General features: G+C 71.7%; 19 protein-coding genes and 1 pseudogene. 6 read left to right on the top strand and 14 right to left on the bottom strand.

The genetic code is table 11. The annotated features are described in order from the left end of the window. Window positions 1–6: 6 nt before the first annotated feature. The 7 genes and pseudogenes from ACLZN2_RS16795 to ACLZN2_RS16825 all read right to left on the bottom strand — a co-directional run bounded on the left by ACLZN2_RS16795 (window position 7) and on the right by ACLZN2_RS16825 (window position 7535). Complete coding sequence (locus ACLZN2_RS16795) at window positions 7–783, bottom strand: DUF3159 domain-containing protein (RefSeq protein ID WP_416979278.1); 777 nt, start codon at window positions 781–783, stop codon at window positions 7–9. Between the two features lie 3 nt (window positions 784–786). Then, window positions 787–1185, bottom strand: coding sequence for an OB-fold nucleic acid binding domain-containing protein (locus ACLZN2_RS16800; protein WP_055633564.1), 399 nt, complete (start codon window positions 1183–1185; stop codon window positions 787–789). A gap of 50 nt (window positions 1186–1235) precedes the next feature. Continuing rightward, the gene (locus tag ACLZN2_RS16805; protein ID WP_416979279.1) at window positions 1236–1952 is read right to left on the bottom strand and encodes a response regulator; all 717 of its coding nucleotides are present in this window, start codon (window positions 1950–1952) and stop codon (window positions 1236–1238) included. Window positions 1953–2823: 871 nt separating this feature from the next. Then, window positions 2824–5323 (bottom strand): annotated as a pseudogene (locus ACLZN2_RS16810) (ATP-binding protein); the annotation flags it as partial. A gap of 319 nt (window positions 5324–5642) precedes the next feature. Then, window positions 5643–6410, bottom strand: coding sequence for a DUF3710 domain-containing protein (locus ACLZN2_RS16815; RefSeq protein WP_416979280.1), 768 nt, complete (start codon window positions 6408–6410; stop codon window positions 5643–5645). A 1-nt stretch (window position 6411) separates the two neighbouring features. Next, window positions 6412–6954, bottom strand: a complete 543-nt coding sequence (dut, locus tag ACLZN2_RS16820) for a dUTP diphosphatase (RefSeq protein ID WP_416979281.1) — start codon at window positions 6952–6954, stop codon at window positions 6412–6414. After that, a complete protein-coding gene (locus tag ACLZN2_RS16825) occupies window positions 6951–7535 on the bottom strand; it encodes a PaaI family thioesterase (RefSeq protein ID WP_416979282.1) in 585 nt (194 codons plus the stop codon). The genes dut and ACLZN2_RS16825 overlap by 4 nt, the downstream gene beginning before the upstream one ends. A 58-nt stretch (window positions 7536–7593) precedes the next feature. Between ACLZN2_RS16825 and ACLZN2_RS16830 the strand changes: the two genes are divergently transcribed. Beyond that, entirely contained in the window at window positions 7594–8058 is a 465-nt protein-coding gene (locus tag ACLZN2_RS16830) for a DUF3093 domain-containing protein (protein ID WP_416979283.1), read from the top strand. A 27-nt stretch (window positions 8059–8085) separates the two neighbouring features. Here ACLZN2_RS16830 and ACLZN2_RS16835 read toward each other — a convergent pair whose 3' ends face one another. From ACLZN2_RS16835 to ACLZN2_RS16850, 4 genes are all read right to left on the bottom strand, one after another. After that, window positions 8086–9033, bottom strand: a complete 948-nt coding sequence (locus tag ACLZN2_RS16835) for a hypothetical protein (protein ID WP_416979284.1) — start codon at window positions 9031–9033, stop codon at window positions 8086–8088. Window positions 9034–9046: 13 nt separating this feature from the next. After that, window positions 9047–9343 (bottom strand): DUF4193 domain-containing protein, encoded by a 297-nt coding sequence (locus ACLZN2_RS16840; protein WP_003993510.1) that lies wholly within the window; start codon window positions 9341–9343, stop codon window positions 9047–9049. A gap of 397 nt (window positions 9344–9740) precedes the next feature. Further along, the gene (locus ACLZN2_RS16845) at window positions 9741–10991 is read right to left on the bottom strand and encodes a sensor histidine kinase (RefSeq protein ID WP_416979285.1); all 1251 of its coding nucleotides are present in this window, start codon (window positions 10989–10991) and stop codon (window positions 9741–9743) included. Window positions 10992–10996: 5 nt separating this feature from the next. Continuing rightward, window positions 10997–11650, bottom strand: coding sequence for a response regulator transcription factor (locus tag ACLZN2_RS16850; protein WP_003993508.1), 654 nt, complete (start codon window positions 11648–11650; stop codon window positions 10997–10999). A gap of 415 nt (window positions 11651–12065) precedes the next feature. On the opposite strand from ACLZN2_RS16850, the gene ACLZN2_RS16855 reads away from it, so the two are divergent. Then, a complete protein-coding gene (locus ACLZN2_RS16855; protein WP_351909625.1) occupies window positions 12066–12239 on the top strand; it encodes a hypothetical protein in 174 nt (57 codons plus the stop codon). A 95-nt stretch (window positions 12240–12334) separates the two neighbouring features. Here the strand turns inward: ACLZN2_RS16855 and ACLZN2_RS16860 are convergent, their stop codons facing one another. Then, window positions 12335–13150: an inositol monophosphatase family protein gene (locus tag ACLZN2_RS16860; protein ID WP_416979286.1), complete on the bottom strand. Its 816-nt coding sequence runs from the start codon at window positions 13148–13150 to the stop codon at window positions 12335–12337. An 8-nt stretch (window positions 13151–13158) separates the two neighbouring features. Continuing rightward, window positions 13159–14286 carry a ferrochelatase gene (locus ACLZN2_RS16865; RefSeq protein ID WP_416979287.1) on the bottom strand — a complete coding sequence of 376 codons (1128 nt, stop codon included), beginning with the start codon at window positions 14284–14286 and terminating at the stop codon, window positions 13159–13161. A gap of 797 nt (window positions 14287–15083) precedes the next feature. Here ACLZN2_RS16865 and ACLZN2_RS16870 point away from each other — a divergent pair. The 3 genes from ACLZN2_RS16870 (at window position 15084) to sepH (ending at window position 19082) form a co-directional block, all read left to right on the top strand. Then, window positions 15084–16322 carry an MFS transporter gene (locus tag ACLZN2_RS16870; RefSeq protein WP_416979335.1) on the top strand — a complete coding sequence of 413 codons (1239 nt, stop codon included), beginning with the start codon at window positions 15084–15086 and terminating at the stop codon, window positions 16320–16322. After that, window positions 16282–17601 carry a D-arabinono-1,4-lactone oxidase gene (locus tag ACLZN2_RS16875; protein WP_416979288.1) on the top strand — a complete coding sequence of 440 codons (1320 nt, stop codon included), beginning with the start codon at window positions 16282–16284 and terminating at the stop codon, window positions 17599–17601. Before ACLZN2_RS16870 ends, ACLZN2_RS16875 begins: the two co-directional genes overlap by 41 nt. 443 nt (window positions 17602–18044) lie before the next feature. Further along, complete coding sequence (gene sepH / locus ACLZN2_RS16880) at window positions 18045–19082, top strand: septation protein SepH (protein ID WP_416979289.1); 1038 nt, start codon at window positions 18045–18047, stop codon at window positions 19080–19082. A gap of 138 nt (window positions 19083–19220) precedes the next feature. On the opposite strand, the gene ACLZN2_RS16885 is transcribed toward sepH, so the two are convergent. Continuing rightward, window positions 19221–20072, bottom strand: a complete 852-nt coding sequence (locus ACLZN2_RS16885) for a sulfurtransferase (RefSeq protein ID WP_416979290.1) — start codon at window positions 20070–20072, stop codon at window positions 19221–19223. On the opposite strand from ACLZN2_RS16885, the gene ACLZN2_RS16890 reads away from it, so the two are divergent. Beyond that, window positions 20071–20211: a hypothetical protein gene (locus ACLZN2_RS16890; RefSeq protein WP_416979291.1), complete on the top strand. Its 141-nt coding sequence runs from the start codon at window positions 20071–20073 to the stop codon at window positions 20209–20211. The genes ACLZN2_RS16885 and ACLZN2_RS16890 overlap by 2 nt on opposite strands. Window positions 20212–20260: the final 49 nt, after the last annotated feature.

Genomic DNA, 20260 nt, shown 5'->3' on the forward strand with positions numbered 1-20260 from the left:
AGGTCCCTAGCCGTCCCGACGGTGCCGCCCGCCACCCGCCTCGGCCGCCTGCGCGGCCTCGGCGGCAGCCTTCCGCTCGGCCTCCGCCTTCTCCTCCGCCTCCATCTCCGCGAACACGTCGATCGGCGCGGGCGCCTTCGCGAGGAAGACCCAGGTCAGCCAGACGGCCAGCAGGAAGGGCGGGATCTTCAGGGCGACCAGGACCCAGCCCAGCTGCGCGGTGTTCGCCCACCAGTACAGCGGGAAGAGGATCGCGCACTTGGCGAGCAGGATCAGGCCCCAGGCCCAGCTCGCCTTGGCGTACGCCTTCTTGCGCCCCGGGTTCCGCTTGCGCCAGGAGAGGTTCTCCTTGAAGACCGGGCCGAGGATCAGACCGATCAGCGGAACCCCGCACAGGGTCGTGATGATGTACGCCAGCGCCAGGCCCAGCGTGTAGAGCATGCCGGGAAGGTAGAAGTCCTTGGCGTTGCCGGTCATCATCGCGAAGACGACACCGAAGGCGACCCCGAAAACGCCGCTGAAGGCGTGCTTGACGGTGTCCTTCATCGCCAGCCGGACCACGACCAGGACCAGCGACACCGCGAGCGCGGCGATCGCGGACATGTGCAGGTCCTTGTTGATCGTGAAGATGGTGACGAAGAGCAGGCCGGGCACGACCGTCTCGATCATGCCCCGGAGCCCGCCGAACGCCTCGAACAGCGCGGCCTCGGTCACCGCCCGGGCGTCGGCCGCGGAGTTGTCCTCCGCGGTCGTGTCTTCGGTCGGCTTGTCGAGCGACGTCACCGGCTACTCCCTACCGAGGGGTCTCAGTTCGTACTTCGGGTTGAACAGCACCCGGCGGCCCCGGCTCATGGAGACCCGCCCCGATGCGATGAGCCTGCGCCCCGGCTCTATGCCCACGATGGAGCGCCTGCCCAGCCACACCACGTCCAGCGCGGCGCTGCCGTCGAACAGCTCGGCCTCGAGGGCCGGGACTCCGGCACGCGGACGCAGGGTGACCGTGCGCAAGGTACCAGTAACCGTCACGATCTGCCGGTCCTGGCAGTCACCGATCCTGACGCACCCGGCCGTCTCGGCGTCCTCCCGCAGCTCCTGGGACTCCAGGTCCTCCTGGGACGAGGAGAGGCGGTCGAGCATGCGCCGGAACCGGCCCACCGGCTTTTCGGAACGCGGAACACCACTCATATCAGAAGCGTACCGGGGCCCACCGACAGGGCCGTAACCCGTCCCACGGCTCACCTCTCGAAGCGGTACCCCATCCCCGGCTCCGTGACGAAGTGCTTCGGGTGCGACGGGTCCGCCTCCAGCTTCCGTCTCAGCTGCGCCATGTAGACCCGCAGGTAGTTCGTCTCCGTCCCGTACGACGGCCCCCACACCTCCTGCAGCAACTGCTTCTGGCCGACCAGGCGCCCGGTGTTGCGCACCAGCACCTCCAGCAGATGCCACTCGGTCGGGGTGAGCCGGACGTCCTTCCCGGCCCGGTGGACCTTCTTCGCGGCGAGGTCGACGGTGAACTCGTCGGTCTCCACCAGGACGTCGTCCTCGCCGCCCCCGGCCGGCTCGGCACGGCGTACGGCGGCCCGCAGCCGGGCCAGCAGCTCGTCCATGCCGAAGGGCTTGGTGACGTAGTCGTCGGCGCCCGCGTCGAGCGCCTCGACCTTCTCGTCCGAGGAGTGCCGGGCCGACAGCACCAGGATCGGCACCCGGGTCCAGCCCCGCAGCCCCCTGATCACCTCGACGCCGTCCATGTCTGGCAGTCCCAGGTCGAGGACCACCACGTCCGGGTGGCGGGCGGCGGCGAGCCGGAGGGCGGTCGCACCGTCGTGGGCGGCGTCGACCTCGTACTTGCGCGCCTTGAGGTTGATCACCAGGGCCCGCACGATCTGCGGCTCGTCGTCGATCACGAGCACCCTCGTGGCGATCTGGGAGTTCCCCCCAGCAGGACTCACCATCAAGCCCCCCTTTCCAGTCGTACCAAACGTCCTCGCACCACATCCACCACCACGGGGTCCTCCCCGGCCGACGCCACGGGTCCCTCCCCGGCTGGCGTCACGGGTCTCTCCCCGGGCGGAGCCGCGGGGCCCTCGCCGGGCGGGGACGCCAAGTCCTCGCCGGGCGATGTCGCGGTGCCCGTGTCGGGCGATGCCACAGCGCCCTCACCGGACGCCACCGCGGGGCCCTCAGCTGGCGCCACCACAAACTCCTCACCAGGCGGCACCGCAAACTCCCCACCAGAGCGCACCGTGGGGCCCTCCCCAGGCCGCATCACGAAGTCCCCGCCGGACCGCACCGCGAGGCTCTCGCCGGGCGCAACCGCGAAGTCCCCGCCGGGCCGCGCCTCAGGGTCCCCACCGGGCCGACCCGCGAGGCTCACGACGGGCGGCACCGCCAAATCCCCACCAGACAACACCGCGGTACCCGTGTCGGACGACACCACGGGGCCCTCACCGGGCGCCACCACGAAGTCCCCGCCGGGCCGCACCTCAGGGCCCCCACCAGGCCACCCCGCGAGACTCACGACAGGCGGCACCGCCAAATCCCCACCAGACAACACCGCGGTACCCGTGTCGGACGACACCACGGGGCCCTCACCGGGCGGCGCCGTGAAGTCGTCACCAGGGTGCACGGTGGGGCCCTTCCCAGGTCGCACCACGAAGTCCTCGCCAGGCGGTGCCGCGGGGACCCCGGCAGGTGATGCCGCGGGGGCGGCCTCGCCGGGTGTCTGCGGCTGCCGTTGCGACCTCGCCCGGGTCTCCGACGCACCGGCCGCCGCCCCTTCCACCGCCTCCGACGTACCGGCCGCCGCCTCTCGCGTCGACTCCGTCGGCGCCGCGCGCAGCGTGAGGACCATGGTCAGGCCGCCGCCGGGGGTGTCCTCGGCGTTGAGGGTGCCGCCCATGGCCTCGGTGAAGCCACGCGCCACCGCCAGGCCGAGCCCCACGCCCGCCCCGCGCGGTGCGTCGCCGTACCGCTGGAAGGGCGCGAAGATCCGCTCCTTGGCCTCGTCGGGGACGCCGGGACCGCGATCGACGACCCGCACCTCGACCCGGTCGGACATCGCGCTCGCCGCGACCAGCACCGACTCGCCGTCCGGGCTGTACTTGACCGCGTTCTCCACGAGGTTGGCCACCGACCGCTCCAGCAGCCCGGCGTCCACGGCGACCATGGGCAGTGTCTCCGGGATGTCCAGCTCGACGCTCTCCTCCGGGTCCGGGACCCCGCCGAGCGCCATCGGCACCACCTCGTCCAGGTCGATCTCCCGGATGATCGGGGTGACCGTCCCCGTCTGGAGGCGGGACATGTCGAGCAGGTTGCCCACCAGGTGGTCGAGCCGGTCGGCTCCCTCCTCGATGCCTTCGAGGAGCTCCGCCCGGTCTTCCTCGGACCAGGCCACGTCGTCCGACCGCAGGCTGGACACCGCCGCCTTGATCCCGGCCAGCGGGGTGCGCAGATCGTGGCTGACGGCGGCCAGCAGCGCGGTGCGGATCCGGTTGCCCTCGGCCAGCGCGCGGGCGTGTTCGGCTTCCTCCTGGAGACGCCTGCGGTCCAGTACGACGACGGCCTGCGCCGCGAACGCGGCCAGCACCCGCCGGTCCTCGGCGGGCAGCACCCGGCCGGTGAGCGCCAGCGCCGCACGGTCGCCGATCGGCACGTCCACGTCGGCCTCGTCCGGCCGCCGCACCGGCCGCCCGAAGCCCACATGGCCCGCGCAGGTCCACGGGGCTCTGTCGTCCGCCCGCTCCAGCAGCGCCGCCGCCTCCATGCCGAAGGTCTCCCGCACCCGCTCCAGCAGCGCCTCCAGGCTGGTCTCGCCGCGCAGCACATTGCCCGCGAGGAAGGACAGGATCTCCGACTCGGCTCTCAGCCGGGCCGCCTGGTGTGTGCGCCGGGCCGCCAGGTCGACCACCGACGCCACCGACACCCCCACCCCCACGAAGATCACTATGGCGACGATGTTCTTCGGGTCCGAGATCGTCCATCGGTGCAGGGGCGGCGTGTAGAAGTAGTTCAGCAGCAGCGAGCCCAGCGCCGCCGAGGCCAGCGCGGGCAGCAGTCCGCCGAGCAGCGCGGCCGCCACGGTCACCGTCAGGAACAGCAGCATGTCGTTGGCGAGTCCCAGGTGGACGGTGCTCAGCAGTACCGCCAGGGCCGCCGGGCCGGCCAGGCCGACGAGCCATCCCCAGATGATCCGGGCCCGCCCGAGCCGGGCGCCCCGGGCCACCGGCAGCCCCCGGCCCTTGGCCGCCTCCTCGTGCGTGACGATGTGCACGTCGAGGTCGGGACCCGACTCGCGGGCGACCGTCGCCCCGACGCCCGGCCCGAAGACGTACTGCCAGGCCTTGCGGCGCGAGGAGCCGAGGACGATCTGTGTGGCGTTCACCCCCCGGGCGAAGTCGAGCAGCGCGGCCGGTATGTCGTCGCCGACCACATGGTGGAAGGTGCCGCCGAGGTCCTCCGCGAGGGTGCGCTGGACGGCCAGCTCCTTGGGCGAGGCCGAGGTCAGCCCATCGCTGCGCGCGATGTACACGACGAGCACCTCGCCGCCGGCGCCCTTCTCCGCCAGCCGGGCCGCCCGCCGGATGAGGGTGCGCCCCTCCGGACCGCCGGTGAGCCCGACGACGATCCGCTCGCGCGAGCCCCAGATCGCCGACACCCGGTGCTCACTGCGGTACTGCTTCAGGTACTCGTCGACCCGGTCGGCGACCCACAGCAGCGCCAGCTCCCGCAGGGCGGTGAGATTGCCGGGCCGGAAGTAGTTCGACAGGGCCGCGTCGACCTTGTCCGGCCGGTAGATGTTGCCGTGCGCCATCCGGCGCCGCAGCGCCTGCGGCGACATGTCCACCAGCTCGATCTGGTCGGCGCGCCGGACGAACTCGTCGGGCACGGTCTCCTGCTGCCGCACCCCCGTGATGGACTCGACCACGTCCCCGAGGGACTCCAGATGCTGGATGTTGACGGTCGAGACGACGTCGATCCCGTCCGCGAGCAGTTCCTCCACGTCCTGCCAGCGCTTGGCGTTGCGCGAGCCGGGGATGTTGGTGTGCGCCAGTTCGTCCACCAGGGCGACCTGGGGGCGGCGGGTGAGGACCGCGTCGACGTCCATCTCGGCGAAGACGCCGCCGCGGTACTCCAGCTCGCGGCGCGGGACCTGCTCCAGGCCGTGCAGCATCACCTCGGTGCGCTGCCGGCCGTGGTGCTCGACGAAGGCCACCACACAGTCCGTACCGCGCTCCACCCGGCGGTGCGCCTCGGACAGCATGGCGTACGTCTTGCCCACGCCGGGTGCCGCACCGAGGTAGATCCGAAGCTTGCCGCGCGCCATGGCCCCATTGTCTTCCCGTGACTCCTGCCCACGCAGCGTCGACCCTACGACCACCGGTCCCGGCAAAAGAGACGAGCGGGGCGGTGGGGGACGCCTTTGACGCAACCCTGACGCGACGGGCCCGCCCCACGGCCCGCCCCTGGGCTCTTCGTACGACACTCCGGACATCTGCATCCCCCCTCACCCGCTTCATCGGACGAGCCCCCCGATCCGGTTCACCGCCGACGTGCCTTTTTCCGGGCACCGCCCCGCAAACGCAGAACGGGCCGCACCCCTGTTCGGGATGCGGCCCTGGTAAGCCGTACGGACTGCCGACGCCCTAGCGGACCTCGGTGATCTCCGGTCCACGCTGGAGCTGGCCCATGCCGCCGGAGAAGCGGGAACCCTCCTCCTGCTGTGTGACGCCCTCGGGGACCATCTGCGCGTCGTTCGGCAGCTTGAGGACGATGGGGTCGCGGGGCGCCATCGGGCCGTCGCCGCGCACCACGACCGTGTCACGGAAGATCTGCTCGAGCAGCCCGGCGGCCTGCGGCTGCACCGCGCCCTGGCCGGAGATCACTCCGCGCAGGAACCAGCGGGGTCCGTCCACGCCGACGAACCGGACTACGTGGAAGCCGCCGGTGCCGTCCGGCAGCTGCACCGGGACTTGGGCCCGCAGCTCCCAGCCGAGCGGGCCCTCGACCTCGTCGATGATGCCGCCCTGCTGGGTGATGCCGGCGCCGATCTCCTCGCGCACCTCGCCCCAGATGCCCTCGCGCTTGGGCGCGGCGAAGGCCTGCAGCTGGACTGCGCTGTCGCGCAGTACGACGGTGGCGGCGACGATCGCGTCACCGGCGACCTCGACGCGCAGCTCCATGCCGTCGACGCCCGGCACGAACAGACCGCCCAGGTCCACCCGGCCCTCGGCCGGGTCGCGGACCTCGGAGCTGTCCCACGGTCCGTCGGGCCGCGGCTCGGGCTCGAGCCGGACGCGCTCGCGCTCGCCCGTTACCTCTTCGTCCGCCTCAGTGTCGACACTGTCGACGACCTGCTCGGCCTCGCCGGCCGCGTCCTCGGCGGCACCCTTCTTCTTGCGACGTCCGAACACGTCACTGTCCTTCCCGGTCGGATACGACCGAAGCGTATCGATACCCACCCACACTGCCGCCCAGGGCGGCCTGACCGCTTGCATCGCCCACCGCGGCATGCCCGCCGGTGGACCCGAAGCCCCCCGCGGCCCGTGCCGATTCGGGAAGCTCCGCGACCTCCTGGAAGCGGACCCTCTCGACCTGCTGGACGACCAGTTGGGCAATCCGGTCGAAGCGCTCGAACCGCACGGACTCGCGCGGGTCGAGATTCACCACGATCACCTTGATCTCCCCACGGTACCCGGCATCAACCGTCCCCGGGGCATTCACGAGCCCGACTCCGCACCGGGCGGCGAGCCCCGACCGCGGATGCACGAACGCCGCGTACCCCTCGGGCAGCGCGATCGACACCCCCGTGGGCAGCACGGCCCGTTCCCCCGGCCCCAGTTCGCAGGCCTCGGTGGTCCGCAGATCTGCCCCCGCGTCCCCGGGATGCTCGTACGCCGGAAGCGGTACGTCGGGCTGGACGCGCCGGATCAGGACGTTCAGGGGGGCACGGCTCACGGGTTCACCTCGAAGGCGCGCGTGCGCCGGATCTGGTCGGGGTCGCTCATGGCCGCCTGGATCTCCTCCTGACGGCCGTGATCGACGAAGTGCGCCACCTCGACCTCGATGAAGAGCGCGTCGGCGCGGAGCGCGACGGGTCCGTCGGGGCCGCCGATGCGTCCGGTGGCCGTCGAGTAGATCTTCCGCCGGGCCACCGCCGTCACCTCGGCCTCCAGGTACAGCGTGGTGCCGACGGGCACGGGCCGGACGAAGTCGGTCTCCAGCCGGCCGGTCACGGCGATGGTGCGCAGCAGCCAGTTCAGCGAGCCGAGCGTCTCGTCCAGGGCGGTGGCGAGGACGCCGCCGTGCGCGAGTCCCGGAGCCCCCTGGTGGGCGGGCTGCACGGTGAACTCGGCGGTGACGGTCACTCCCTCGCCGGCCCGCGCCTGGAGGTGCAGCCCGTGCGCCTGATCGCCGCCGCACCCGAAACACTGTTCGTAGTGGGCACCGAGAAGCTCGCCGGGCACGGGGGCGTCAGGGTGCCGAACGGGTTTCACGGCGTCGGCGGGAGGCTCAAGAGCTGCGGAAGTACCACTCACAGCCGCAGACCTTACCCGCGCGTCGGCCGATGCCGGACACCATGCCAAGCTTGACTCCATGCAGCTCTCCACGACCCCTTACGAAGAACGCCTCACCGCCCCCCGCACCTGGTGGCTGATCTCGTTCCTCGTGGGCGTCTCCTTCGCCCTGATCCTGCTGCCCTTCGGCACGCTGCCGCTGCTGGGCGGCCTGGTCGGCGGCACCGCGGCGGCCGCGGTCGTCGCCAGCTCGTACGGCTCCGTGCGCATCCGTGTCGTGGGCGACGCGCTGATCGCCGGCGAGGCGAAGATCCCGGTCGCGGCCCTCGGCGAGGCGGAGGTCCTGGCTCCTGAGGAGGCGCGCGCCTGGCGCACGTACAAGGCGGACACGCGCGCGTTCCTGCTGCTGCGCGCCTACATCCCCACCGCGCTGAAGGTGCAGGTCACCGATCCGGACGACCCCACTCCGTACGTGTATCTGTCGACGCGCGAGCCGGAGCGCCTGGCTCAGGCACTGCGGACGGCGCGGGAGGCCGCGGCCTAGGGGCACACGCGGTCCGGAGGCGGCGTCTCAGTACCCGAGCTCCCTGGGATTCCCGGGGAGCTCTCGCATGTCCAGCGGGTGTTCCGGCTTCTCCAGCGGGGGCAGGGCCTCCAGTGCCTCCCAGGGCACCTGGGCCTTGCGCAGATCGGTGCGGATCCTCGCGGCCAGCTTCTTGGTGTCGCGCCGGTTCATGGCCGCGCCGACCACGGCGCCCACCAGGAACGGCACCAGCATCGGCAGGTCGCGGACGAGCCGCTTCATGATCTGCTGACGCAGTTCGCGTTTCATCTGGCCGCCGAGCGCGGCGTTGACCGAGGACGGCTTGAGCGGGTCGATGCCGCGCTCACCGGACCAGGCGCGCAGATACGCGGTGCTGCGGTCCTTGAGGTTGCCGGGCGGCCTGAGGCCGTACACCTCGTGCAGTTCGGCGATGAGCTTCAGCTCGATCGCCGCGACCCCGGTGATCTCCGCGGCCAGTTCGGTCGGCATCGCGGGCGGCACGGGCAGCATGGCCGCCGCGCCGACGCCCGCGCCGACCGTGGAGGTGGCGTTCGCGGCGCCCGTCACGAGCTTGTCGGCGAGCTGTTCCGGCCCGAGGCCGGGGAACTGCCTGCGGAGCGTCCTCAGGTCCCGTACGGGGATCCTGGGGGCGATCTCGATGATCCGGTCCGCGAGGTGGGCCAGACCGGCCCTGGCTCGGTCCCCGCCCCTGCGGGCGCCTTCCCGGGCCAGGTCCTTGGCCTTGTCCCGGATGACCGCGGCCCGTCGCCTGGCGACGGGCACGGGGCCTCGCGCAGGCACCGGGAGGTCACTCCGGTCGCCTGTCGTACCGAGCGAGGCCGATCCCGCAGGGACCACTCCCGTACCGGATGAGCCTCGCTCGTCGTCACGCACGCCGTGAGGGCCGTCGGCCGGCCCTTGGTCCGCTCCCGGCTTGCGGAAGCGGCGCTTCCGAGAGGGGGTCGAGCCAGTCACGGCCGACCCCGCCTCAGTCGCAGTCGCGGCAGATCGGCTGACCGTTCTTCTCCCGGGCCAGCTGGCTGCGGTGATGCACCAGGAAGCAGCTCATGCAAGTGAACTCGTCCTGCTGCTTCGGCAGCACCCGGACGGCCAACTCCTCGTTGGACAGGTCCGCTCCGGGGAGCTCCAGCCCCTCCGCGGCCTCGAACTCGTCGACGTCGACGGCGGAGGCGGACTTGTCGTTCCGCCGGGCCTTCAGCTCTTCAAGGCTGTCGGAGTCGACATCGTCGTCGGTCTTGCGTGGGGTGTCGTAATCGGTTGCCATTTCGCCTCTCCCCCTCTGGGTGAATGCGGTGTCTCCAGCGCACGTAACGCGTGAGAGGCCGGACTTGTGCCCGCCTCGAGGCGGAGATTTTGCCTCACATCAAGGTCTGTTACTCAATCGACACCCAACCGGACTCCTCACGAGTGATCGGCTGGGGTGGCGATCGGGACCGTACACGGTCCCGATGTCGCACTTCAAAGGCGTCTCACCGTGTACTTCCCGTGATCACGACCCCCGAAAACCCGGATTTTCCGGGCTTTCCGACGGCAATCATGATCACGGAGAGTAGATGGCCGGAAATTCGCCCCTGTGATCGATCACACACGGGGGTGCCGGACCGGGGCCCCGAGAATTCCGCGCAAAGCGAACATCCCCCGCGTGTGTCGGCGACATGATCTCAGACAGGCAGAGTGACCCGCATCACGAGCCCTCCTCCCTCGCGCGGCTGGGCCGCGATGTGCCCGCCGTGCGCCCGGGCCACGGACCGCACGATGGACAGCCCGAGCCCGACCCCCTTGTCGCTGCCCGTGCGCTCCGTGCGCAGCCGCCGGAACGGCTCGAAGAGGTTGTCGATCTCGTACGCCGGCACGACCGGACCCGTGTTGGACACGACCAGGACCGCGTGCCCGTGCTGGACCTCGGTGGTCACCTCGACCCAGCCGCCCTCCGCGACGTTGTAGCGTACGGCGTTCTGCACCAGGTTCAGGGCGATCCGCTCCAGCAGGACACCGTTGCCCTGGACCACCGCGGGCTTCTGCTCGCCCCGGATCACCACGCCCTTGCCCTCGGCCTCCGCGTGCACCTGGTCGATGGCCTGCTCGGCGACCTCGGCCAGGTCCACCGGCTTGCGCTCGACTATCTGGTTGTCGCTGCGGGCGAGCAGCAGCAGACCCTCCACGAGCTGCTCACTGCGCTCGTTGGTGGCCAGCAGGGTCTTGCCGAGCTGTTGCAGCTCCATGGGCGCGTTCGGATCGGACAGGTGCACCTCGAGCAGCGTGCGGTTGATCGCCAGCGGTGTCCGCAGCTCGTGCGAGGCGTTGCCGACGAAGCGCTGCTGGGCCGTGAAGGCCCGCTGGAGCCGCTCCAGCATGTCGTCGAAGGTGTCGGCCAGCTCCTTCAGCTCGTCGTCCGGGCCGTCCAGCTCGATCCGCCGGGACAGGTCCGAGCCCGCCACCGCGCGCGCGGTGCGGGTGATCCGGCCGAGCGGGGACAGAACGCGTCCGGCCATGGCGTAGCCGAAGGCGAAGGCGATCACGGCGAGGCCGAGCAGGGCCAGCAGGGAACGGCTGAGGAGGTTGTCCAGGGCGGCCTGGCGCTGTTTGTCGATGCAGTTGCTGATCGCGTCGTTGAAGTCGGACAGCGGGATGTTGTTCGCGTTGTTGACCGCGGGACAGGCATCGCTGGTGACCTTGATCTCCGCACCGCTCGCGATCTTGAACGGCGGCTGGTTGCCCGTGTTGATGGCCTGCGCGGCCAGCAGGTAGATGATCGACAGCAGCAGGATGCCTGCGATCAGGAACATGCCGCCGTAGAGCAGGGTCAGGCGTATGCGGATGGTGGGGCGCAGCCAGGGGAAGGGGGCTTGCGGCCTCCTCGGGTCCCAGGTGGGCTTCGGAGGCGCCTGGGGAGGCGCGGGTGCGGCGGCCACGGGGATCAGATCCGGTAGCCGGAGCCGGGGACGGTGACGATCACCGGGGGCTCACCGAGCTTGCGGCGGAGCGTCATGACCGTCACGCGCACGACGTTGGTGAACGGGTCGGTGTTCTCGTCCCAGGCCTTCTCCAGGAGTTGCTCGGCGGAGACGACGGCGCCCTCGCTGCGCATCAGCACCTCCAGGACGGCGAACTCCTTGGGCGCGAGCTGGACCTCCTTGCCGTCGCGGAAGACCTCGCGGCGGTTCGGGTCGAGCTTGATGCCCGCGCGCTCCAGGACGGGCGGCAGCGGCACGCTGGTGCGCCGGCCGAGGGCACGCACGCGTGCGATGAGCTCGCTGAAGGCGAAGGGCTTGGGGAGGTAGTCGTCGGCGCCGATCTCCAGGCCCTCGACGCGGTCGCTGACGTCACCGGAGGCCGTGAGCATCAGCACGCGCGTGGGCATGCCGAGCTCGACGATCTTCCGGCAGACGTCGTCGCCGTGCACGAGCGGGAGGTCGCGGTCGAGGACGACCACGTCGTAGTCGTTGACGCCGATGCGCTCCAGGGCGGCCGCACCGTCGTACACGACGTCGACGGCCATGGCCTCCCGGCGCAGTCCGGTGGCCACCGCATCGGCGAGCAGCTGCTCGTCCTCGACGACGAGTACGCGCACGTCGCTTGTCCTTCCTGTGTCCACCCGCGTAGCGCTCCGTGAGCGTGCGTGGGCAGGGGCTTGGTGAGTGTGTGCTTCCATCCTGCCCTTTTCGGCCATAAGTCGGCGGTAAGACGGTGAGCGCGCGATGAAGGACGGGTGTGAACCCCGGGAATGCGAGATTTTCTCGTCCGGTTGAGGTTTCCGTGGAAGGGAGCGGGGGGAGGACGGCTTTACACCCCGCGATCACGCTCTGCATGTGCCGCAACACCATGTGGTACTCCGCGATCCGCTTGCCGCAGAGTGGGCGTGGGTGTCCGGCACCGTCGCCGCCCGGCAGGGCAGCGCTGGGCACCTACTGGAGACGTGATCGCCCCTTCCGAACCGGCACACCCCCGTGCCATCGACCCACGACCCAAGGACGAGGGGGCGCAGCATGGACGCATTCACCGCAGGACTTCTGCAGCGCATAAGGGCGACCGAGTCCGATCTGACCAGGGCTCGTGACGAGGGCGACGACTTCCTCGTCGAGGTGGAGCAGGCAGAGCTCGACGACCTGCGCCGCCTCGCCGCCGAACACGGTGTGGAGGTCGGCGCGACAAGCGTCTGAGCGGTTGGTACGCGTCGTTCGTACGCGTTGGCGGAGGGGCCCCGGCGAATCCAGCGCCGGGGCCCCTCCGTGTGCGCGGTGCGCGGTCCGGGCCGTCAGTCGTGCCAGGCGCCGAAGTCCTCCAGGAGGCGCTGGAGGCGCTCGAAGACGGCCGGCGTGGCGGCGATCGCCAGTTCGCGGGCCGGGCGCTCTCCGGGGCGGCCGCCGGTCAGCGCGCCCGCCTCCCGGGCGATCAGGTCGCCCGCGGCGAGGTCCCACGGATGCAGGCCGCGCTCGTAGTAGCCGTCGAGGCGGCCGGCGGCCACATCGGCCAGGTCGACGGCGGCCGAGCCGCTGCGCCGGATGTCCCGCAGCAGCGGGATGAGCCGCTGGGCCACGTCGGCCTGGTGGGTGCGGACCTCGGTGACGTAGTTGAAGCCGGTGGAGACCAGGGCCTGGTCGAGGGGGGCCGGGGGCCGGCACGACAACTCGCGCTCGCCCGCCCAGGCGCCGGTCGCCCGGGCGCCCCGGCCGCGCAGCGCGTGGTACGTCTCCCCGCGCATCGGGATCTCCACGACCCCGACGACGGTCTCGCCGTCCTGCTCGGCGGCGATGGAGACGGCCCAGGTGGGCAGGCCGTACAGATAGTTGACCGTGCCGTCGAGGGGGTCGATCACCCAGCGGATGCCGGTGCTGCCGGCGCTGGAGGCGCCCTCCTCGCCGAGGAAGCCGTCGTCGGGACGGTGCTCGGAGATCAGGCCGGTGATCAGCTTCTCGGCGGCGATGTCCATCTCGGTGACCACGTCGATCGGGCTCGACTTGGTGGCGGCCACCGCGAGGTCGGCCGGGCGGCCGTCCCGAAGCAGCTCACCTGCCCGGCGGGCGGCCTCCTTGGCGAGCTCGAGCAGGTCCGAGTGCAGGGGGTCGGTCACGGGGCTCCTCACGCGTAGGGGCTGTCGACGCCCGCGGCGGCCGGCCGGGGCGCACGGGCCGGGCAGCACCCGACGGGGCAGAGGTCGTGGCTCGCGCCCAGCGCGCCCAGGGCGCATGGGGTGACCTGCCGTCCGCTCTCGGCGGCGGCGCGCTCCAGGACGAGCTCGCGGATCGCGGCGGCGAACCTCGGGTCGGCGCCGACGGTGGCCGAGCGGCGCACCGGCAGGCCCAGTTCCTCGGCCTTGGCCGTGGCCTCCGTGTCGAGGTCGTAGAGGACCTCCATGTGGTCGGAGACGAAGCCGATGGGCGCCATCACGACCGCGGGGACGCCGGCCGCGTGGCGCTCCTCCAGGTGGTCGCAGATGTCGGGCTCCAGCCACGGGATGTGCGGGGCGCCGGAGCGGGACTGGTAGACGAGCTGCCAGGGGTGGTCGACGCCAGTGCGCTCGAGGACGGCGGCGGCGATCAGACGGGCCACGTCCAGGTGCTGCTCGACGTACGCCCCGCCGTCGCCGTGGCCCTCCACGGGGCCGGAGGTGTCGGCCGAGGCGGCGGGGATCGAGTGGGTGGAGAAGGCGATGTGGGCACCGTCGCGCACGTCCTCGGGGAGGTCGGCGAGGGACCGGACGACACCGTCGATCATGGGCTCCACGAAGCCCGGGTGGTTGAAGTAGTGCCGCAGCTTGTCGACCCTGGGCAGCGGCAGGCCCTCGGCCTCCAGGGCGGCCAGCGAGTCGGCGAGGTTCTCGCGGTACTGGCGGCAGCCCGAGTAGGAGGCGTAGGCGCTGGTGGCGAGGACGAGGATGCGGCGGCGGCCGTCGGCGACCATCTCGCGCAGGGTGTCCGTGAGGTACGGGGCCCAGTTGCGGTTGCCCCAGTAGACCGGCAGGTCCAGGCCGTGGTCGGCGAAGTCCTTGCGCAGGGCGTCCAGGAGGGCGCGGTTCTGGTCGTTGATGGGGCTGACCCCGCCGAACAGGAAGTAGTGCTGCCCGACCTCCTTGAGGCGTTCCTTCGGGATGCCGCGCCCGCGGGTCACGTTCTCCAGGAACGGGACCACGTCGTCCGGGCCTTCCGGGCCGCCGAAGGAGAGCAGGAGCAGGGCGTCGTAGGGAGTGGCATCGAGCGCGTCTGGCATGAGTCGATCCTGCCACCCGCCGCTGACACCCGGAAAACGGCGGGTGCGATCCCGGAGCCCGACGGCACGCACAGCGGCCCCCGGACCGAGCACCGCGGTTGGGCCACGGCCCTGCACGGGTCCGCCCGCCGCCACCGTGGCTGGGGCTGCCCGCCAGCGCGCGTGAGACGACCTCCCGCCGCCGTACGCGCGGGGTCCGCCCACCATCCCGCGCATGGGGCCCACCGCCGTACGAGTGGGATCCGCCCACCGCCGTACCGGCAAAGCCGCCCACCGCCGTGGATGGGCGCCGCCCACCACCCCGCGCGAAGCGCCCGCCGCACGGGGTGCGGGGCCCGTCGCCGTACCCTGCGGGGTCCGCGCCCACCGCCGTACGAGCGGGGCACCCGCCACCGTGCGTGGGGGCACCCGCCAGCCTGTGCGGGGTGCCCCCGGACCGGCCAAAGCGCCGAGTCGGCCGCCGGCGGGTGCGCGCCAGTGGGCCGCAAGCCGTGCACGCGGGTGGGTGGCAAGCCGCGCGCGGGGGAGCCACAAGCCGCGCACATGGCGCCGCCCGCAAGCCGTCCACGCGGCGTCACCCGCAAGCCGTCCGCACGGCACCGCCCGCAAGCCGTGCGCGTGGTGTCGGCCGCTGTTCGCGCGGGGGCGTACGTGCCGGTGCGTTAGGGTCGCCTAACTCGTAAGCTGTATGAGCTGCCTGCACGCCTTACCGAGCGTTACCGGGCACGAACGAGCCGCTTTCACCTCTCGCCGCGCGGAGCCGCTACGCGCGCGTGACCGGACCGACCGGAGACACCGTGCCCAGCCCCTACCGCGCCCTGTTCGCCGCCGCAGGCTCCAAGGGCTTCTCCGCCGCGGGGTTCCTCGGCCGGATGCCGCTGTCGATGATGGGCATCGGCGTGGTCACGATGGTCTCCCAGCTCACCGGTCGCTACGGCCTCGCGGGCGCGCTGTCGGCGACCATCGCGCTGGCGGCGGCGGTGGCCGGGCCGCAGATATCGCGCCTGGTGGACCAGCACGGCCAGCGCAGGGTGCTGCGCCCCGCGACGCTGTTCGCGCTGGCCGCGGCGGCCGGGCTGCTGCTGGCCGCGCACTTGCGGTGGCCGGACTGGGTGCTGTTCGTGTGCGCCGCGGGCATCGGCACGGTGCCGAGTCTCGGCGCGATGGTCAGGGCCCGCTGGGCGGCCCTGTACCGGGGCACCCCGCAGCTGCACACGGCGTACTCCTTCGAGTCCGTGGTCGACGAGGTGTGCTTCATCTTCGGGCCGATCATCTCCATCGGTCTGTCCACCGTCTGGTTCCCGGAGGCGGGCCCGCTGCTGGCGGCCTGCTTCCTCGCCGTCGGGGTCTTCTGGCTGACGGCGCAGCGGGCCACGGAGCCCGAGCCGCACCCGCGTGAGCAGCGCGGCGGCGGTACGGCGCTGCGCTCGCCCGGTCTGCAGGTCCTGGTGGCCACCTTCGTGGCGACCGGCACGATCTTCGGCGCGGTCGACGTGGTCACCGTCGCCTTCGCCGACGAGCGGGGTCACAAGGGCGCGGCGAGCGTGGTCCTGGCGCTCTACGCGGCCGGTTCGTGTGTCGCCGGGCTCGTCTTCGGGCTGCTGCGGCTCAAGGGGGCGCCGGAAAAGCGCTGGCTGCTGGGCGTGTTCATGATGGCCGTGAGTATGATCCCCCTCCTACTGGTCGGAAACTTGCCGTTTCTGGCCGTGGCGCTGTTCGCTGCGGGACTGGCCATCGCTCCCACGATGATCACCACCATGTCCCTCATCGAAGAGCACGTACCACGCGCACAATTGACCGAGGGCATGACCTGGATCAGCACCGGGCTCGCGGTCGGAGTGGCGCTCGGGTCCTCCATCGCCGGCTGGGTCATCGACGCGGCCGGGGCACGGGCCGGGTACGGGGTTCCGGCGGTGTCCGGGGCCGTCGCGGTCGCGGTCGGTTTCCTCGGGTACCGCCGGCTCAGCAGGCCGGCTCCGGGTCGGGGAGGCATCGTTGAGCACCACAGCGAGCGGGAAGAACGGCACGTGGCGTAACTGGGGCGGCAACGTGACCGCCCGTCCCGCACGGGAGGTCATGCCCGCCTCCGTCGACGAACTGGCCGCGGCGGTGCGCCGGGCGGCCGAGGACGGGCTGAAGGTGAAGGCGGTCGGCTCCGGCCATTCCTTCACATCGATCGCCGCGACCGACGGTGTGTTGATCCGCCCTCAACTGTTGACCGGAATCCGCAAGATTGATCGCGACAACATGACGGTCACGGTAGAGGCCGGTACGCCGCTCAAGAGACTCAACATGGCTCTCACGCGCGAGGGCCTCTCGCTCACCAACATGGGCGACATCATGGTGCAGACGGTCTCCGGAGCCACGAGCACGGGCACCCACGGCACCGGCCGCGACTCCGGCTCGATCGCCGCGCAGGTCAAGGGCCTGGAGCTGGTAACGGCGGACGGCACGGTGCTCACCTGCTCGGAGAAGGAGAATCCGGAGGTCTTCACGGCCGCCCGGATCGGCCTCGGCGCCCTCGGCATCGTCACCGCGATCACCTTCGCCGTGGAGCCGGTCTTCCTGCTCACCGCGCGCGAGGAGCCGATGCCGTTCGACAAGGTCCTCGCCGACTTCGACGAACTGTGGGCCGAGAACGAGCACTTCGAGTTCTACTGGTTCCCGCACACCGGGAACACCAACACCAAGCGCAACAACCGCAGCGCGGGCCCGCGCAAGCCGGTGAGCCAGGTCTCGGGCTGGATCGAGGACGAGTTCCTCTCCAACGGTGTCTTCCAGGTGGCGCAGTGGGTGGGCCAGGCGGTGCCCGCCACGATCCCGGCGATCGCCCAGGTCTCCAGCAAGGCGCTGTCCGCGCGCACCTACACCGACATTCCCTACAAGGTCTTCACGTCTCCGCGCCGGGTGCGGTTCGTGGAGATGGAGTACGCCGTCCCGCGCGCGGCCGTCACCGAGGTGCTGCGTGAGCTGAAGGCGATGGTCGACCGCTCGAACCTCAAGGTCAGCTTCCCCGTGGAGGTGCGCACCGCGCCGGCCGACGACATCACGCTGTCCACCGCCTCCGGCCGCGACAGCGCGTACGTCGCCGTCCACATGGTCAGGGGGACGGCCTACCAGGGGTACTTCACCGCCGCCGAGCGGATCTTCACCGCGCACGAGGGCCGGCCGCACTGGGGCAAGGTGCACACGCGCGACGCGGAGTACTTCGCCCGGGTCTATCCGCGCTTCGGCGAGTTCACCGCCCTGCGTGACCGGCTGGACCCCGATCGCCTGTTCCAGAACGACTACTTGCGGAGGGTTCTCGGGGCGTAGTCGAGTCCCGGCGCCATGGCGGAAAACGTGCGAAGCGCTCCCGATGGCTCCGATTCGGGAAATTGCGTGAAGTGCACCACTTTCAAGATCGCAGAAAGCGCGTAACGGACGGCCAAGTCGCACCTCTTGCCAGAAGTTGACCGGCGCGCCAATCCACGCACGTGGCCCAAATGGAGTACTGTTGCGAGCCTTGGGCCTGGGCCTCCCCACAGGGTGGCCGAGGTCCTGCTGGACCGCCGGGAGGGGACTAGTTGCACAGGGTGACGGAGTTGGTCACTTAGCGTGGCGAACAGGTAACCGTGCCATAACGGCGATCCAGGGCACGCGCCCGACACGCCGGGCAACTCGGCAAGGTTGTGGCAGGCTGCACCCGGGCAGGCCACACTCGACTAGCGGAAGCAGCGACGCACGTGACGTCGGCAGGCACCACCCGGGAGGTCCCCATGCCCGAACTGCGTGTCGTGGCCGTCTCGAATGACGGCACACGGCTGGTGCTGAAGGCTGCGGACAGCACGGAGTACACGCTTCCGATCGACGAGCGTCTGCGCGCCGCCGTACGCGGCGACCGTCCCCGCCTCGGCCAGATCGAGATCGAGGTGGAGAGCCATCTCCGCCCCCGAGACATCCAGGCACGTATACGAGCCGGCGCGACCGCTGAAGAGGTCGCGCAGATGGCAGGCATCCCCGTGGACCGCGTACGCCGGTTCGAGGGTCCCGTGCTGGCCGAGCGCGCCTTCATGGCGGAGCGGGCCCGCAAGACACCCGTCCGCAGGCCCGGCGAGAACGCCGCGGGGCCCCAGCTCGGCGAGGCCGTCCAGGAACGGCTGCTGCTGCGCGGCGCCGAGAAGGACACCGTCCAGTGGGACTCCTGGCGCCGCGACGACGGCACCTGGGAGGTCCTGCTCGTCTACCGGGTCGCGGGCGAACCGCACTCGGCGAGCTGGACGTACGACCCGCCCCGGCGGCTCGTGCAGGCCGTCGACGACGAGGCGCGCTCGCTGATCGGCGAGTCCGACGACCTCGCCGCCCCGGAGCCCAGCTTTCCGTTCGTCCCGCGCATCGCGCGGCTCCCGCGCGACCGTTCGATGGACCGTGCGCTGGAGCGGCCGAGCCTGCCCTCCCAGGCGTCCGAGCCCGCCGAGGAGAGCACCGGCGAGCGCGAGCGGGACTCGCTGACCAGCCTGCTGGAGGCGGTACCGAGCTTCCGGGGCGACATGGTCGTCCCGGAGCGCCCCGCCGAGCCCTTGGACGAGCCCGAGGAGCAGGAGCCGGAGGCCGAGGAGCCCCCGGCGCCCGCCGCCTCCGCCGGCTCCGCCTACGCGGACGTCCTCATGCCGCGGTCGGTGGGCAGCCACCGCGACCGGCTGATCGGCGCCACCGACCGGCAGGCCGAGGCGGACGGCGTCCGTCCGGGCCGCCGCGCCGCGGTGCCGAGCTGGGACGAGATCGTGTTCGGGACGCGCCGCAAGAAACAGGAGTGACGGGGCCGGGTCGCCGTCCGGCAACTCGCCCCCGGCACCCGCCGGTTCACGTAAATCGCTTCGCACACCGGTTCATACGTACGGAAGGGCCGCACCTGCTCGGTGCGGCCCTTTTCCCATGCCCGGATGCGAGGCAGGTCACTGCGGGTCGGGGCCCACGGCGACCGGCCGGGACGGGTCCGAGGACCACTCCGACCAGGAGCCCACGTACAGGGCCGCCGGAATTCCCGCCACGGCCAGCGCCAGCACCTCGTGGGCGCCCGAGACACCCGAGCCGCAGTACACGCCCACCTCGGCACCGTCGGACGCCCCCAGCGCCTTGAAGCGGTCGTGCAGTTCCTCGGCGGGCAGGAAACGGCCGTCCGGACCCACGTTGTCGGTGGTGGGCGCGGACACCGCGCCCGGGATGTGCCCGCCGACCCGGTCGATCGGCTCGACCTCGCCCCGGTACCGCTCCCCCGCCCGCGCGTCGAACAGCACCCCGGAGCGTGCCAGAGCGGCGGCGCCGTCCGCGTCGAGGAGGCCCGCCGCGCCCGCCGCCGGCTCGAAGTCGCCCTCCACGCGCGCGGGGGCGTCGGTCGAGAGCTCCCCCTGCCACTGCGGCAGCCCGCCGTCGAGGACCCGCACGTCCGGGTGCCCCGTCCAGCGCAGCAGCCACCACGCGCGGGCCGCGGCCCAGCCCTGCCCTCCGTCGTACACGACCACCGGCCGGGCGGCCGACACACCGGCCCGGCGCATCGCCGCGCCGAACTCCGCGAGACCGGGCAGCGGATGACGGCCGGCGGCGCCCGCCGCTCCCGCGAGCTCCCGGTCGAGGTCGACGTAGACCGCGCCGGGGACGTGCCCGGCGGCATAGGCGGCCGGGCCGTCGAAGGGCGGTTCGCCCGCCGCCTTCGCCACGGTGAGCTGCCAGCGGACATCGAGGACGACGGGCGGGTTCTCCCCCGCCAGGTCGCCGGCGAGTTCGGTTGCGGTGATGATGGCGTTCATGGCCACCATCCTCGCGCACGGGGTGGCCCCCATGCTCGGCTCCGGCTACTCTGCTCGGCCGGACACGCTCGATCACGAGGCGTACGGGATCGAGCACATGCCGTACAGGCGATCGACATACGGCGACAACCGCGCGTAAACCGCGGAGAAACCCCCCATCAGGCATCCTCCGAAGGCGGAAGCGACAC

The organism is Streptomyces sp. T028 (assembly GCF_048159505.1).
Lineage (GTDB): Bacteria > Actinomycetota > Actinomycetes > Streptomycetales > Streptomycetaceae > Streptomyces.